Source organism: Stenotrophomonas sp. STEN023, from assembly GCF_056760135.1.
Map to the genome: position 1 here is coordinate 1 of NZ_JBRREF010000005.1, position 15,041 is coordinate 15,041.

General features: G+C 59.7%; 14 protein-coding genes. All 14 read right to left on the minus strand.

The window, feature by feature from the left end:
- Positions 1-607: 607 nt before the first annotated feature.
- Positions 608-1,606: an acyltransferase family protein gene (locus ACVOLV_RS01880; RefSeq protein ID WP_481552875.1), complete on the minus strand. Its 999-nt coding sequence runs from the start codon at positions 1,604-1,606 to the stop codon at positions 608-610.
- Between the two features lie 67 nt (positions 1,607-1,673).
- Positions 1,674-3,908, minus strand: coding sequence for a hypothetical protein (locus ACVOLV_RS01885; RefSeq protein WP_481552876.1), 2,235 nt, complete (start codon positions 3,906-3,908; stop codon positions 1,674-1,676).
- On the minus strand, positions 3,905-6,925 hold the full coding sequence (locus ACVOLV_RS01890; protein ID WP_481552877.1) for a host specificity factor TipJ family phage tail protein: 3,021 nt from the start codon (positions 6,923-6,925) through the stop codon (positions 3,905-3,907). Before ACVOLV_RS01890 ends, ACVOLV_RS01885 begins: the two co-directional genes overlap by 4 nt.
- The gene (locus ACVOLV_RS01895) at positions 6,922-7,302 is read right to left on the minus strand and encodes a hypothetical protein (protein WP_481552878.1); all 381 of its coding nucleotides are present in this window, start codon (positions 7,300-7,302) and stop codon (positions 6,922-6,924) included. The genes ACVOLV_RS01890 and ACVOLV_RS01895 overlap by 4 nt, the downstream gene beginning before the upstream one ends.
- Positions 7,302-7,781: a DUF1833 family protein gene (locus tag ACVOLV_RS01900; protein WP_481552879.1), complete on the minus strand. Its 480-nt coding sequence runs from the start codon at positions 7,779-7,781 to the stop codon at positions 7,302-7,304. The genes ACVOLV_RS01895 and ACVOLV_RS01900 overlap by 1 nt, the downstream gene beginning before the upstream one ends.
- Before the next feature lie 48 nt (positions 7,782-7,829).
- Positions 7,830-8,825 carry a hypothetical protein gene (locus tag ACVOLV_RS01905; RefSeq protein ID WP_481552880.1) on the minus strand — a complete coding sequence of 332 codons (996 nt, stop codon included), beginning with the start codon at positions 8,823-8,825 and terminating at the stop codon, positions 7,830-7,832.
- A 150-nt stretch (positions 8,826-8,975) separates the two neighbouring features.
- A complete protein-coding gene (locus ACVOLV_RS01910; RefSeq protein WP_481552881.1) occupies positions 8,976-9,290 on the minus strand; it encodes a hypothetical protein in 315 nt (104 codons plus the stop codon).
- Positions 9,291-9,470: 180 nt separating this feature from the next.
- Positions 9,471-12,590, minus strand: coding sequence for a phage tail length tape measure family protein (locus tag ACVOLV_RS01915; protein WP_481552882.1), 3,120 nt, complete (start codon positions 12,588-12,590; stop codon positions 9,471-9,473).
- Between the two features lie 5 nt (positions 12,591-12,595).
- Positions 12,596-12,907 carry a phage tail assembly chaperone gene (locus ACVOLV_RS01920; RefSeq protein ID WP_481552883.1) on the minus strand — a complete coding sequence of 104 codons (312 nt, stop codon included), beginning with the start codon at positions 12,905-12,907 and terminating at the stop codon, positions 12,596-12,598.
- Between the two features lie 28 nt (positions 12,908-12,935).
- Positions 12,936-13,328: a hypothetical protein gene (locus tag ACVOLV_RS01925; protein WP_481552884.1), complete on the minus strand. Its 393-nt coding sequence runs from the start codon at positions 13,326-13,328 to the stop codon at positions 12,936-12,938.
- A gap of 84 nt (positions 13,329-13,412) precedes the next feature.
- Entirely contained in the window at positions 13,413-13,880 is a 468-nt protein-coding gene (locus tag ACVOLV_RS01930) for a hypothetical protein (protein WP_481552885.1), read from the minus strand.
- A gap of 95 nt (positions 13,881-13,975) precedes the next feature.
- A complete protein-coding gene (locus ACVOLV_RS01935) occupies positions 13,976-14,359 on the minus strand; it encodes a hypothetical protein (protein WP_481552886.1) in 384 nt (127 codons plus the stop codon).
- Positions 14,356-14,598: a hypothetical protein gene (locus ACVOLV_RS01940; RefSeq protein ID WP_481552887.1), complete on the minus strand. Its 243-nt coding sequence runs from the start codon at positions 14,596-14,598 to the stop codon at positions 14,356-14,358. The genes ACVOLV_RS01935 and ACVOLV_RS01940 overlap by 4 nt, the downstream gene beginning before the upstream one ends.
- Complete coding sequence (locus tag ACVOLV_RS01945) at positions 14,595-15,041, minus strand: hypothetical protein (protein ID WP_481552888.1); 447 nt, start codon at positions 15,039-15,041, stop codon at positions 14,595-14,597. The genes ACVOLV_RS01940 and ACVOLV_RS01945 overlap by 4 nt, the downstream gene beginning before the upstream one ends.

Here is a 15,041-nt window from a genome sequence, read left to right on the forward strand (position 1 = left end):
GAAGAAGATCTTAGGCGGCCTGACACCGGCCGCCTATGCCCAACAGTTGGCGGCCAAAGCCGCTACGATTAAATCTGGACTCTAAAGGGCCCCGCTACTGAAAGCGGGGGGACGTCGTCATTACACCCCTCCCGCAATGGGGCAAAGCACTCTTCCTCAGCACTATTTGGATGGGCTTGAGTCGGCCATGGCAGCAGCTTGGGGCTAAACAGTTGCCCTTCGGTGACTTGATTTGGCACCTTTGAGTCGCCCCGGCCGGTCGATTTGACCGGCCGTCAAACCAGCAAGCTCAAGCCCATAGATGCTCATTCCCAAAGGGACGGCGAACCCGGCCTGGTGAACGCGTCCTCATACTGGGCACCACCAGGGTTCACAACTTCCTCATTGAAGCGGACAAGATCCGCCGGATTCACTGCAGCGTGACAGCTTCCGGATGAGGTCGAGGAGCGCTTGATCGACCAGTACCCGGAGGACGAGACAGCCACAATTGAGATGATGAACGCGTGGCTCATCCACTTGGGCGTATTGCCGCGCGAGCAGCTGCTCGGGATGGTCTAGGCGCCCCGCCAGCAGCTGCTGCCGCTGGCCGGGCACCCTGTTCCGCCTATCAATATCCTCGCTGCGTTGCGCCACGACGTACTCTGCCCAACAAGTTGAGCAACCACGCGAAGTCAAACGCCCATGGGGCGATTCGACCACCGATTGCGCATGCAACGGAGATCACAACGGACGCCGCCAAGACACAAAGGACCTTGACCAGTTCACTCAAGCCAACCACCGCCGTCACCAAGCCCAAGGCCGACATCGCTTTCAACACATAAATGTGTCCAATGAAGATAGCCATGGATTGCCGCCCTAGCTCTCCCAACCAAGCGATGCGGGGAACGAGCATGAATAGCCCCAGCGCACCGGCAACGCCCGCCAGCAGCTGCAGGGAGCGCAGACCGGCGCCGGCAACCCACGACGAAGCGAATTCGCTGTAGGGCGTGTGCCCCCACAACCATTGCAGCAGCTGCCCGCGCGTGACGTAGGCGAGCAACCCAACGGCCACCAGCAGCACGGCACCAATGACTGGGTTAATCGCTGGGATGCGCATCCCTCTGCTCTTTCCATACAGATGGCCAAGTACGAAGAAAGGCAGGAAGCTCGCGGCGCGTCCCATCGACCATCCATCGTCGAACTCGCTGCCCATCCCGGAAGCCAAGCTGATGCCAATGGAGACCAGTAAGGGGAAACCGGACGCCAGCAGAACCGGCAACATGAGCCGCCAACAACACAGGCTCATCAGATACCAGAGCGCCCAATAAGGGTCACCTACCGAGTAGGTGAAGGGCTCATGGGCAATGAAAGACAGCCCGCCTTTTAGAACCAACTGATGTACCAGATAGGGCAACACAACGCCCGCGAGCAACGCCTTCGACCGCCGAGCGTCGACCACTTCGGAACAGACAAGTCCGGAAAGCAGGACAAATGCTGGCATGTGTAAGAAGTAGATCCAGCGATAGACGATCTGATCAAAGTCAATCGGAATCCACTCAACCAGATGCCCGAATACCACCAATATCATCAGAATGTACTTGGCGGCGTCGATCCTTGAGTCGCGCATTTCGTCGAGTCCGTGCGGGAGGGGGCGAGACTCTACCCAATGGTTCGCGCACACGCAGCGCCTGCAACTAACTCATTCGAGCTACCCAAAGGAACTCCCCACTACCTCCAGAAACAGAATCCACCCGAAAACCGTCCGATGTCAGATCCGAGACCCGAAGGTCAGTGGCGCCGCTGATAGTTGTCACCTGCGGGGCGGGCACCTGGTTGCACGAAAATGGAAACGTGACCGGGGCACCGACCACACCTTTGCAGCAATCCTCACTCTCGACGACGTTGAACGCCCCATCGGGCTTGATCGGACTATACCGGTACTTCTTCCCACACCGAAAGGTACCGTTCTCATGCAGCGTCAGCTCAATGACTTCTTGCGTGCCCGTGGTCCCGGTCACTGCATAGAAGAGCTTTCCATCGTGGAAGCACAGCCCCTGCGCGACGCCGTAGTGCTTACCTGTGTAGACCTGCTTGATCAGCGCGGTCCCGTTGTACTCGTCAGCCGCCTTCCCTGCGGCGAACGTGCCCCAACGATTGAGATCCAGGCCGGTTGGATCGCTGAAATCGTTGTCTCCCATGCCTAGGACGACCTTGAAGAAGCGGATGGGCCATAACCCTTGCCTCCCCACCAGCATGTAAAGCACGTTCACGTCCTCGCCCCAGCAGCAGACCGAGCCGGCGCCGCCGATCTGCTTGACCACCGCGCCTCCTTCCTCCACAAAGAACTCAACCGACACACGGGGCGTTCCCACCGGATCATTGAAGTCCAGCACCACGCCATCGGTGGCGTTGTAGCCGCTCGCATTGAGCAGCAGGTCAACACGCGGCAACCATGTGTTCGCTCCCTCACCGTTGCCAAGGCACAGCACGTCGTTGCGCATGTTGTAATCAACCGAAGCCGCATGCCCGAAGTTGTGGGTCATGTTGCCCGCACCAGGGAAGCCGGCCTCCAGGTTGGCCCAATAGCGGATCACCGAACCGAAGGCGCTGTGGTCGTCCGCGCTGCCGTTGAAGACCCATATCGTGTCCCTGACGATGGTCATGCCTTGGGCGGCGAATTTGCCGGTAATCGTGATCGCCCGCGACTCGGTGGATTCCGCCGGGCTGTCGGCCTGCGCGAAGTCAGGCAACTGAGCGGCTTGCACCAACGGCAGCAGTTCGCCAGCTACAAAAACACCGTTCTTGCGCATCAGTAGGGTAACGAACTGGCCCGGCCTTGGTTCGTTGTTCCCTATCTTGCGAACAGCGTTCATGTCCCAATCCCATACCAAGACCTCGTTGTCAGCGAACGTCCAGAACGCCGTGACCGCACCTGTCGTGCTTGGATCAACGCGCTTTACAGTCTCCGCATTCCAGCCGATGGCGTACAGGGTCAAGCCACTTGCCTCAACTGTTGCGCCATTGACCGAGATCGCCGATGTCGTCCCAGGCGCGCGCGAGAAGACAATGTGCGAGTACAGGAGTTTTGTTCGGGTATTTATCCGATCAACCGCAGCCTTGGCGTTGATGGAATCAAAGGCGTTGCGCTTCTCCACCAGCAGACCGGCATCGGCCCATCCGCCCGTACGGCAATTTGCCAAGACCACATGCGGCATTGGCTTGGCGACATTGTTGCCGTACACCGCCACGGTGTTGGTGACCAGATCCCATAGCAACACCGAATTCGCAGGAACCGAGAAGGGATCGGGCATCTGTGCAGAAGGCTTCTGAGCCACCTCCTTGCCTGTGCCCGCCGCTAAATATAGGGAAGTACTGGCCAAATTAATCGTTATCGGAGCCGACCCTGCACTGATGATGCCGTTCGTGTACCACGGTGAACAAGCCAAATGAGCTGCCTGAAGGTCCTCAGTCGTCCGCGTGATAGCCCCCATCAGCAGTCCAGCCACGATCTGTCCTGCCTTGTTGTAGGCAAGCAGTGCATGCTGCAGCGGACGCGCAGCGCCGTTGGCCTGAACCTGCAGTGCGTTCGTAGCCAGATCCCAAATCAGGATCTGCCCCGATCCGATGGTGAAAGTGGCCTCCTCCTCGAGCGTCAGCTCGTAGTGCCGGCTTGCGCCCGCCCGGCGGTCCCGTAGGCCGATGCCACCGGCCCCAAACACCAGCCCCAAGGCACCCGCGCCTGCAGGAACGTAGCCCTTGAACAACGAGTTTCCGCTACCGCTGCCGTTGAGCGTCAGCGTGTTCAACTCGAGCTGCAGGTCGACATTGGTCAAGTCGGCTTTATCCGCCACCACGTCCGAGCGCAGCCACTGCCATGCGGCGCCCGTCCACCGGTATTGCCCCGAGTTGGGCACGGATACGCCGCTCACCGGGTCCAGGTGCGTGCCGCCATCGCCAATGACTTGGGCACCCTGCCCTGCGACCGAACCCGGCTTGGCCGCAAGGGCCGACCACGTGCGCTCGACGTATACCGACGCCGACGCGGTAATGGCACTCTCGGCATAGGCCTTGGCATCGGCACTCGAACGCTCGGCCGCCTCCGCAGCGCCCACGGCGATGGGAGCGGACAGTTCGACCCCGCGCCAGGTCTTGCGGGCCCTACCGACTGAAAGCGGATCAAACAGCGCGGCGCCGGCAAGCTCCAGTCAAGGAGTTCCCCCACGGTCAGCGTGATCAACGTGCCATCGCTAGTGGCCTGCTCGATCATGCAGCTGGTGGTACTGCTACCCGGTATGTCGTCAGTCAACTTGATGCGGTCGCCGTACTGATACGCCAAGGCCATCAGCTCCGTGCTGCAGCTGTGGCTCAGGCGCTGGCCCTGATGTTTCAGCAGCCGGCGCATCCCGATGCGGTAGGCCCGGTCCCGCGAGCCCACGCCATCCAACGTGAAGGCTTCCACCCGGCGCGGCGTGTCCGCACCCGGCAGGCGGCATTCAACCGTTTCCGCCGACCAGCTCACGCCGTCGGTATAGGTCACGTCGACCCCGTCAAAGTCATCGACCCCGGGCGCCTTAAACGCTGTGGACAACGGCGTAAGCATGCGCTGCGGGGTGATTGCCCCGCTCCACTGCTTGATGCCCTCCCGCCCGACGGAACAGCGCCCTTCCGATAGCAGGAAGTAGCCCATACCGGCTTCCGCGATGAGCCGCAGGGCATCCAATCCACTGGCGTTGCCACGCTCGGCCACGTAGTCCAGAAACTCGCCGCGGGGCGTCCAGACAGCCGCCTCAAACTCATCAATCGTCGCCCGGTCCACCTGGTCATCGGCGAGACCCAGCGAGTGCAGCACGTGATAAAGCGCCCCGCTCACCGTCCGCGCCTGACCATCGTCGTAGACCCGGGTAGCCATCACATTAAAGCGCCGGTCCGACTGTGCCCCGAGGCGGTTGCCGGTAGCTACGGTGACTCCGATGGTGGTCATGCCTTCATAGCGGGTTGGGCGCTGGGAAAGCCGCGCGCGCAGGCCCTGCCAGTAAACGGCATCGCGTGTTGAGCTGCCGCCGCGTGCGGTTACCCGCCTCACACGCACCTCCACTTGCGCCGGCTGGCTCAATGTCACCCGCTCTGTGTACCCGCGCGCATCGGCTGTTTTCTCCCTGTATCTGTGCGAGCGGGTTATCCATGGACCACCTGAGCCATAGAGTCTCCATGCCACCCTGAGCGTGACCGTCTTGTATCTGCGTTTGCCCTTGCTTGTGTAGTGGATCAAGCCGGAGCTGAAGTTGAAGTCGTACTCGAATGCAGTGGTCGTTTCCCCATCAGGACAGACCAGGAACGGACCGAGCCAGGTCTCGCCCTCCTGCAAGCCGGTGACGGCAAATTCAGTGGTCATCCGTTGAACCCAACCTGGCCAGCCAACGTCTGGAACGCCGCCCTCGGTGAGCCGCTGCACCGTCAGGGTCAGCCCTGACACCGCGACGATCCGGTACTCACTGCCACCGCGCCCCATTGCCAGCACCACGGGGCCCGGCGGCAGGCCACCGAAAGCGGTACCGGTGGCGCTGTCATAGGCCAAGGTGATGCGCGGGGCTTGTGCCGGCGTACCGCCCACCGTCGCAACACCAGGTACCACAGCCGGCGACGACCCGAACAGCTCCACCGGGAGGCCAGCATGGGTAATCGCCCCACCCGCAAACGGGCTACCTGCCTCTGCGATGGACAGTACGCCAGCAGCCACAGTGGCGACCAAGGTGCCCCCAGCGAGTTGATCGTTGATGGCGGCCAGCAGCACGCTTGCGGTGATGTAGTCGGCATCCAGCACCACCGGATAGGTGACGCCTTGCCACTGGATTTCGAAGGCCACGGGGCTGGCACTGAAGTCGTGGCTGGTAACCGGTGCAGATCCATTCAACGCAGCGGCGCTGCCGCCCACACCAGGCACCGCAGGCATCCCCGGGCTATAGCTGGCTATGAACAGGCTGTAATCCGCTTCGCTGTAGGTCAGCAGCACCGGCATGCCAACAAAGGGGGCCAGCTCATCGACGGCTGCACCCGACAGCGAAGTGAAGAGCCCACTCGTCTGTGCAACGTAAACCGCCGATGCCTTCACGGTCAGAATGGCACCGCGCACCCACTCTGATGGCACTGATGTGGCTGGGCGCTCGTCTCCATCATCGTCGGTTGCCGTCGCACCGTTCAGTGTCAGAACATCGCCCACCACGGTGACGGAATCGGCATTGATGCTGGTCTCTGTGTCTGCCGTATCTCCCAGGTCCAAGCCGGCCGAGCCTGACGTGGTCGACCCGACTTCGGTGGAATTGAACCAGTTCTCCGAGCGCGCATCTCCGGCCACGTTGGCACCAGGCGGATAGACGCTCACACTTACGGTGTCGCCAAATGCACTGACGGGCGTGTTCCCGATCCGCATACCGCCAGACGGCACCACGTAGCTCCCGCGCCCAACCGCGAGGAACATGCTCGTCTCGTACTTGCCCGGTTCCTCTCGGAATCGAGACACCGGCTGTACCAAATAGTCCGGGTACACGCGGCACCGCCCAAGGACCTCGCGAATCGGTCCACCCAGCTTGGCCGTGTTGGCGTTGGCCGGGTTAAGACTGGGCGCTGTCCCTTGCGGGTTGTTTGAATTAGCACCACGCATCGCCAGGAAGGCGTATGCCGTGAAGGCCAACGAGACCCCCGCCATCACGATGGCGGCCACACCCCGAGGCACCGGATAGATGCGCACGTCGCTTCCGGCATCGATGACAGCATCTGCCCACGCTTCGGGCGCAAACGGGCACCCGTCAACCTCCAGCTCGATGGGTTGCGGCCCGCCGGCTCGATAGCCTTCGACATTGGCGACAAGCCACGCGCCCACTGTGGTGCGTTCGTGGTCATGGCATTCCAGCGGCTCGCCCGGCAGGCGGGACGGATACACCCGGATCATGCGTAGTACTCCACCCGTGCGTAGCGCCGCTCGAAGCGCGCCAGCGGCAGCACAGTGACGTTGTGGGCCTCGTTGCACTCCAAGGCACACATTCGCCCGTCCACGGTCAGCAGCACCGCCACGTGCGTTACCAGAGAGCCGGAATAGCAGAACGCCACCGCGCCATCAGCCAGGCCACCACCGTGCCGCTCTTGCGCCGCTGCTGCCGCCAACTCCGGCAGCTCTGCGACACCCGCACCGGCGTACTCCGGCCATGCAGGGCAGCCAAGATCGCGGCGGACCTCCTGCACAACCCCGTAGCAGTCCAGCTCGGGATACAGGCGCCCACCAGCCACCCAGACAACGTCCAGGTACTTTTCAAGATTCAGTTTGTTCATCAGAGGTACCGAAGCCCGGGATGCTTGCTCAAGGTGTAGCGATCACGCGGCCATGCCGTGTCCAGAAGGTTCATGTAGCCGGCTACCAACTGCACCTCGGTGGCAGACCATTCGCCTGACTTAACCGCCAAGGTGTAGGGCCGCTCGGCAGGTGCAGCGTGATCGGTTGAAACGTACTTGCGGTATGTCAGTAACATCTGCTGCCGCTCAGCCAGTGCCTGCCGAATTGCTCCGCTGGCCTCGCCTGTGATGTTTGAAATAGCGAACTTCAGGTCCTGTGTGCCATCAGCGTTACGTGTCGGCAGCGCGACGTCCATGCCGCAGGCGAGGAACGTCACGTACACCCCAACTTCGGTGAAGGCAACAACTTCCTCCCATCCTTTCGTCAGGTAGTAGCGTTGCGAGCCAATGTCAATCTGCACAGTCTCGTGGATCACGTCCGATCCACTGGAGGCATAAAGCCGATTCAAGATCGTCATGACCATTCCCAAAAAGAAAGCCCCACTTTCGTGGGGCTTTGTCGACTTCTATTTTTGCTTTGCCTCAGGTGGTGTCACCGTTCCATTAATGCTCCAGCCCTTTCCCGACTCCTCAGTCTTCTTCTCAGCCACCACCACTCTGCTGGCTTCCACCAGTTCCACCTTCCCCCCTGCGGTGTAGGACACCGGGTTCTGGATCTCAAGCTGAGCACCTGTAGTTTTCCCATCGCTATCTTTAACAGGCGCGTAAACCGCTCGTTGTCGAAGCACGTATAACCAGGGCTCAGGCGTAACCTCGTAAGCAATAGAAACGCTAGAGTTCGCAGGAACCAGGTTGATCTTTTGCTGGAGACCCGCAGTTTTATCAGCAACAGCGGCGTACTCGCCTAGCTCCAGCACCTTCGAGAAGTAGTCAGTAAATGGAACAAGGCTTGCGAACGTCTCGACCGTCTTGCTCTCCACCTCTGCTGTCGACTTACCCAGCGTACCGTCGCTAGCGATCTCAAATGACGCAGAAGCCTTACCGATCAGAGGACGGCGGGTATTTATGTAGTACTGATCCCCCGAGATCTCAGTCCTGACCACCACTTGATTGGAAACGAGCACAGAATTCTCGTCCGTAGAATTCGCACACATCCTGTCTTGCAGTGCAGGGTTTCCGCACACATGCCAAGCCGAAGAGTTTCCACGAACTAGGCTGTCTACAGCATCTCTGAAAGCCGGAGCACTTCGCACACCATCGCGTTCGAGCCTCTCCACAATCGACTTTAACGCTTGGTCAGCTTGCGAGCTTGGTAGCACATCGAAGGGGACTCCCGGCGCCCTGTGTTTCTTGCCATTGATGCTCAATACGTATTGGACCTTCCACCTAGTCTGGAGCAGCTTCGTCTCCTGATAGACAATCGGAACGCGCGTCAGAAACGGAACGCCTTTCACATCCACCTGATCTGTGCCGCCCGAGCTGCCTTGCTTTGTCACTTTGTAGACGCCGCAGCCTGGCAAACAAATACAAGAAACAACCAGTAAAACTGGAAAGAGTTTCATGCATCCCCCTGTTCGGCAGCGTCATGCCACCGCTTCGCGCGTTTTATCACATATTCTTCACAGAATCAGCAGACACCAATATCCCGCCCCGGGATGCATCTCCGTAAGAAAGGGTGCTGCGCAGTCGATCTCTGTATTGTCGCTACATGTTCAGTCAATCGGCCACTCTTTGTTCATCGCCACATCTAGAACGTCGGAGTTAATTGCGACATCTGGATAGGCAGTCGTGCCGTCCGGCAACAGTGGACGCCGGAACAGCTCGATGGTGGCGCTGACCTGCCAGAAGTCGCCCTCTACCAAGAACGGGCCGTCGTAGAAGCTCTCTGTAAACCTTGCTCGGAAATGGTCCATCCCAATAGGCGTCTTTAGCTTCAACAGAAACCAAGCCGTACCATCGTAGAGATCTTCCTGCACCCATTTCTCAAACAAGGCAGCCTGCACATCGGTCGCAAACAGCCAGGACAAGTTCACCCGACTCGGTGTGCTGGTGTAGTTCCGGCGGTTGATAGTTGCTCCGCTGACGAACCGCGAAGAGACCATAGGCGAGATCGGCTTGAATCCATACCCATCTCGCAATGGCACCGGCATCCATGCTGGACAGGGCACTGCTGCTGCCATAAACACCTCAGTGTGATTTCCGCCGTTCTACCTGACTTGGCGCGATACGTTGTTGCCGGCGCGCAACCCCTTACTGACTGCGCCATTCCCGCTATAAAGCTCTCCCGCTACACGACGAACAACTCGCGCTTCGCTTGCCGCGTTGTTTTCGGCAAGGATCGACCTTAATGCCGCCATCGTTCGAGCATCGGGATCGCCACTGATGAATATCTGTGGTGCAAAAGTACTCTGGCCACCAGATGCTCCGGCACCGCCGCCACCTGCCGCGATTCTGTCGAGGGTGGCGTCCATCTTTGCTGCTGTCCCCGCAGTGAGCACCCGCTCCCCCTTTTCCAGCAGCCATGTACCCTCCCGCGGCACGGAGTGGATGCCATCGTGGGCCATGCCAATTGCAGAGACCTCGCCTACCAAGTCGGCTACCGCGGCACTTGCGGCCGCCATTGCGGCAAGGTTCGCTGGAAAAGGCAGGCCGCTTGAAAGAGCCGAACTCACTGCATCCTTTGCAGCGAGTGCTGCCTTTGCCAAAGAGAACGTCTTGCTCACGGCGAAAGCTGCGCGGTAGATGTTGGACTGTTCTCCTAATGAACTACGCATGATCTCCGCGACAGCACCGAACCCTTGTTCGGCTGCCGTCAGCATCACGCTCTTTCGCGCAGCATCAATGTCCGACATGGCGGCAGAGTATTCGGCATAGGCCGCGAGAGCCTGGGCGTCATATTCCGCGTTGATCGACGATTCGGCCAGTCGCAACGTGTCGAGCATATGCACCCTCTCGAGATACCACGCCTGCAAAACCTCCTGCTGCTGGTCAATCTTCTGAAGTTCCCCACTTGCGCCACCGTACAGGGCATCAGCACCCCTGGACTTGGGTGCGTCACCACCGGCAGACAGGATCTTGGCCAAGGTTGCGTTGTAGTTGTCATCTGAGACGACACCCTCGCCCTTTGCTTCGTTGAGCACGCGTAAGCGCTCACGGGCTAGCTCGAGTCCCCTCCCGTCTACATGATTTAAATCGGACTGGACCTTCAAAATATCCTGCAAGGCGGCTTTCTGTCGGTCCTGGGCGTCCAGTTGTGCTGCTTGGGCGCGAAGCGACTCTGCAAGATCGGAGTTCAATCCTCGAAGATTGCCATGCTCGATCTGGTAGGAAACTTGTGAGAGTCGAGATTTCTCACCGTACAACGCAATCTGCTGGGCCAACTGACCATTCAGGGATTCGAAAGCCCGAGCCAATGTCTGAGCCTCCTTTTCGCCTTGGCTGAGCGGGCCCTTCTCTGAGCTATTGAACTGTTTGTCGATCCGGCCGTTCGATTGCTCGATCAACCTCTGCATCGACCCGTCGAAATGACGAGCATCGCTGTCGGCGAGCCTGTTGTACTGCGCGATGATCTTCAGGCGGGCTGCTTCTTTGGCAGTAGCTCGGTCGAGACCCGCTACCTGCGCATTTATAGCCTCCGCAGCAGCCTGTTCGGAAGTCCTGCGTTCCTGCGCTACGGCGGCGAGATCACGTGCAGTCTGCGGATCAAGCACCTGACGTTCGTCGATCGGCGTGGGCAGGGGCGGCATGCCGCGCATAGCTACAGCTGCCCCGTTCAAGGCTTCGGTGAGCGACGGTAGGCCCATTGCTTTCACAACAGTGCCGCCCGCAAGCCCCAAGCCAAGAAGGTCGGTCAGCCTCGGCAAACGAGACAAGACTCCCCACTCCCCCGCCAAGTCGACAACGGCGCTGGTGAAGTTACCTAGCGCCCCCCACGCGCCACCAATGTCGTCCTTGATGTCGCGCCAGCCCTTCGACATCGCCGGCATTGCGGCTTCCGTACGGTTCGCTACATCGTCCAGGTGGCTAGCGTAGATCTGGATGGCCTCGTTGGCCGCCTCCTGAGAACGTCCCTCGTCTCGCAGGACGGTGATGCGCTGCAGCTGCGCAGCCGTCAAGAACCGCTCCGCTTCGTTGAGCTTCAGCAGGCCCTCAACCGGATCTTTGGAGATGGCCTCAAATGCGCCGACTGTTGCAGCAAGCGAGCGCCCAGCAGAAGCCTCCATGCGTGCAGCCACAGCCGCCACCAACTCGAACTGCTCACCTGCATAGCGACCTGCCTTCGCTGTTTCGGTCAGCGCCGCCACCGCGCCACCATGGGTCACTCCGGTCAGCTTGTCGATGCTGCTGGCCAACTCCACGAAGCCCGCAGAGCCAACTGCCGCCATCTGTCCGCTAAGGATCTGGGCCTTATGAAACTCGAACAGCTGATCCTCCGACTGCTTGGCGGCGATAACCAGTGCACCCAGCGCCGCTGCCGCCACCGTCAGCGGGTTGACCAAGCCCAGCACGTAACTCCCAACCGCTCGAGCTGCAGGGCCGATGCCGCCGAATGCATCCTTCAGCTGCCCGCCCTGCTGGATGGCCACCATCCACGCCGGCTGGCCACTCAGTAGACTAGTGGTGATGTCGGTCACCTGCATCGGGACCATGCGCAGGTTGGATTGGAGCTGTCGTGCGGACATCCCCATCCCGTTCTGAGCGTTGGTCGCGTTCAATACCGACGCGCGCATAGCGTCAATCTTGGCCTGGTACTGTTCGAACACAGCAGAATTAACCAAGCCGGCCTTGTGGGCTCGCTCCAGCCGGTCCTCGATTGCAGCCAGTCGGTTGAGCGCGCCGATGGTGGGATCAATCTGCCCCAGTAGCTGCTGCAGGTTGATCGTCTTCGCCTCGACCGCAGCAGCTGCCTGTCGGGTTTCATTCGCGGTTCGGGCTTCGGCTTCCTGAATTGCCCTCGCCTTGGCAACCATCCGTTCCTGTTCGGATCCGACCCTGGCCATGACCGCGACTCGGGAGTTGTAAGCAGAGGTGGCCTCCGCTGCCGCCTCGGCCAAAGCCCGCTCCGAAAGATTGGCGCCGCGCATGGACTCAGCATACTCAAGCGCCTGCTTTGCGACGCGGGCATAGCGACCATCGTCGTTGATAGCTTGGTCCAGCGACACCCCGACCTTATCGGCGGTCTTAGCCAACGCCTGATAGTCCTTCTCAAGTCGCTCGGCCGCACCACCGGTTCGTGTAGCAGCGGCAGCGTTCTCATCGAGTGCTTTGGTGCTTTCGGTCAAGCCGCTCGAATCGATCCGGAAGCCAAGTTCTGCGATATCCGCCATCTTCATTAGCTCCTTTTGTTCGACTCAAGCGCCCGCGCGTGAGCGGCGGCTTGTTCTTCACGTACGGCCCCGAGGTACCGGTCATCCATTGCCATCAGCATCTCGACCTCCTGGGGCAGGACATCCACCAGCAACAGGCGCTGCCAATCACCCACGTCAGCAAACGTCAACGGTTGAGGCCCACTATGCCGCCGGCCAGACAGCTGCCAGAACCAATCCCAGACATGCGCGGTCTCCTCCGGAATCTCGACCTCCGGTGACTCCTCCCCGAATCGCGCGTTTCGAGCACGGCGGGTCTCTCCATTCCCATCAGGCATGTCATACCTGACAGTCAGGTACACGGCGTCAGCTAAGCCCCTCGCCAGGGCTGCGAAAAAACTCGGCACGATCGTTGAGGGCAACGTCGACCTGCTCGCTCACCCATGGAAGCTCTCTAAACAGCTGCCGAAGGGCCTTCTCCGTGAACTCAGGCTTTTCGCCGTGGAAGGTCAAATCACCCTCCCATCGCCATCCACCGACTGATGCGACGAGAAGGTCCGTCCGGCCTGCCTCAAGCTTCTCCGCAGTGATCTTGCCGCGGGTCAGCATGCGTTCGTTGGTCGCTTTTCGTGACGCCGCCCGCACTTGGGCATGGCTGTCTGGAAGTATGGTCAGCACCAAGCCAACAGGCTCGTCAGTAGCCGGGTGCTTGATCTCGATGCCGCGCTCCGCGGCGACGATGTTGCTCAGTTCACTCATAGCTTTGATCCATGATTTTGATTCAGAAGGTCGGCCCGCTGAAAGACGCTCAAAACTGCTGCGTCCAATCCACCTCGTGAGTAATCAAGGTCCCGCAGGCGCGGTGACGATGATCGGGGCTTGGTTAAGTGCGACGGTGAACGTATTGAGGCGAAAGTCTTCGTTCCTTCCGCCAGGCACGTTGGGACCAACAACCAAGCCGCGCCAAAACTCCAACGTCCCATCAGAACGCTCGATCTTGAACGCGTAGCTGGCCCTGACCAAAGGTGATCCAGCAGCGCGCATAGCGGCCTGGCCGGGATCGGCAAGATCCTCAGCCATTTCCACGGCAGGATCACCTGCATTGGTTATGCCCTTGCCCTTGAGCGACACAATGGTGTCTAGCGTGTCGTAGCTGACCACGTTGGTGTTGATACCTCGCTCACCCAGACTGCCCACCTTCCTCACGTGGACATAGGTCAACGCGGCGAACGCGGACGCATCCAATTCCTCGTTCTGGGGCGTGATGCAGATATGCAGCTTGTCGCCGCTGTTGGTTTGGGCTTCCGACATTTATAAATCTCCTCGCGATGGGCAAAAAAAAGCCCGCCATCAGGCGGGTCTGTGGAATCGAGCGAGGCCCCTTCTCTCGCGGGCCTCCGCTGAAATCAAAACTGAGGTGGTAAACCGTGCCATGTAACTAAAAAGCGCCGCACACTACCTTTCGGCGAGCCTTCAATTAGGTCCACAACTCCTCTCTGTGCGGGTGTGCCACCCAACCGTTGGTTTGACGCTACGAAGTGGGGATAAATTTCGCTACTGCCATTCCGCCCAACAATGCGCACCTGAAACTCTAAGGGGCCCGGCAACACCACTGTTTCTACAGTCTTGCCGTCGGTTCCACGCCAGCGCCCCAAAGCGCCCGTCCAATCCTTAAACGTCTCAGGCGCTTTCATGAATTGTTGTCGGAACTCAAACGTGGCAGCGCGCTTCGGATCCATCTCATCAAGACGCTTCAGAGACAATTGGTAGATCTGTGGACCGGCGCTCATTTGGCGTTCGGCGACAATTTCGCCGCCACCAGCTGCAGGGCCTGCGGCCGGGTGAACCCTGCCTCCACGTAGGCCAAGTACTCCGCCCGAACGAACCGGGCCTGTTCAACACAGAACTCGTCGAGCAAAGCCCTGTTCCGCTTCATACGGACAATCGCGTCGCGCATTGCCTGCAACTCACCCTCGTTCGGGATCTCGTTGCTACTGACCAGGTGCAAACTGGGAGGTTTTGAGCTCATGCCCGATACCCTTCTTGGGGCTGCGGCTTGGGGATGTCTCTAATGTGATCCCGTATTTGCTTGATCAAGTCACCCAATCGCGCGGAGCAGTCCTTGAGTCTTCGTTCAACCTCTTCCTGCTCCTCCTTCAGCCTAGCGAGGCGACTCTTCTCCTCCTCAGAAAGGGTTTTTTCCCGCTGTTTCTCTTCAAGACCTTCAATTTCGTCAAGGATCTTGTCGAGAACACGCTGCAAGCGCGCTTTCTCCTGCGCTGCGGCCAATGCCTTTGCCAGCAGAATAATTGCCTTCGTTATTGCCTTCACAACCTCGAGAGGGATGACATCTCCGTCGTACGCCTGAATCAGCTCCTTGATCTCCTGCTTCAGCCCTTCAAGTACGTCAATATCTTCAGGCAACACATCAGTGATCCTGATTGACTCGATTTCTTCAAGCAAATCTTCCAT

Excerpts from the sequence above, each read along its gene's own strand:
- ACVOLV_RS01915 (WP_481552882.1), bottom strand. The coding sequence starts at position 12,590 with ATGGCGGATATCGCAGAACTTGGCTTCCGGATCGATTCGAGCGGCTTG.
- ACVOLV_RS01890 (WP_481552877.1), bottom strand. The coding sequence starts at position 6,925 with ATGATCCGGGTGTATCCGTCCCGCCTGCCGGGCGAGCCGCTGGAATGC.
- ACVOLV_RS01900 (WP_481552879.1), bottom strand. The coding sequence starts at position 7,781 with ATGACGATCTTGAATCGGCTTTATGCCTCCAGTGGATCGGACGTGATC.
- ACVOLV_RS01930 (WP_481552885.1), bottom strand. The coding sequence starts at position 13,880 with ATGTCGGAAGCCCAAACCAACAGCGGCGACAAGCTGCATATCTGCATC.
- ACVOLV_RS01880 (WP_481552875.1), bottom strand. The coding sequence starts at position 1,606 with ATGCGCGACTCAAGGATCGACGCCGCCAAGTACATTCTGATGATATTG.
- ACVOLV_RS01920 (WP_481552883.1), bottom strand. The coding sequence starts at position 12,907 with ATGCCTGATGGGAATGGAGAGACCCGCCGTGCTCGAAACGCGCGATTC.
- ACVOLV_RS01925 (WP_481552884.1), bottom strand. The coding sequence starts at position 13,328 with ATGAGTGAACTGAGCAACATCGTCGCCGCGGAGCGCGGCATCGAGATC.
- ACVOLV_RS01935 (WP_481552886.1), bottom strand. The coding sequence starts at position 14,359 with ATGAGCGCCGGTCCACAGATCTACCAATTGTCTCTGAAGCGTCTTGAT.
- ACVOLV_RS01940 (WP_481552887.1), bottom strand. The coding sequence starts at position 14,598 with ATGAGCTCAAAACCTCCCAGTTTGCACCTGGTCAGTAGCAACGAGATC.
- ACVOLV_RS01895 (WP_481552878.1), bottom strand. The coding sequence starts at position 7,302 with ATGAACAAACTGAATCTTGAAAAGTACCTGGACGTTGTCTGGGTGGCT.
- ACVOLV_RS01905 (WP_481552880.1), bottom strand. The coding sequence starts at position 8,825 with ATGAAACTCTTTCCAGTTTTACTGGTTGTTTCTTGTATTTGTTTGCCA.
- ACVOLV_RS01945 (WP_481552888.1), bottom strand. The coding sequence starts at position 15,041 with ATGGAAGATTTGCTTGAAGAAATCGAGTCAATCAGGATCACTGATGTG.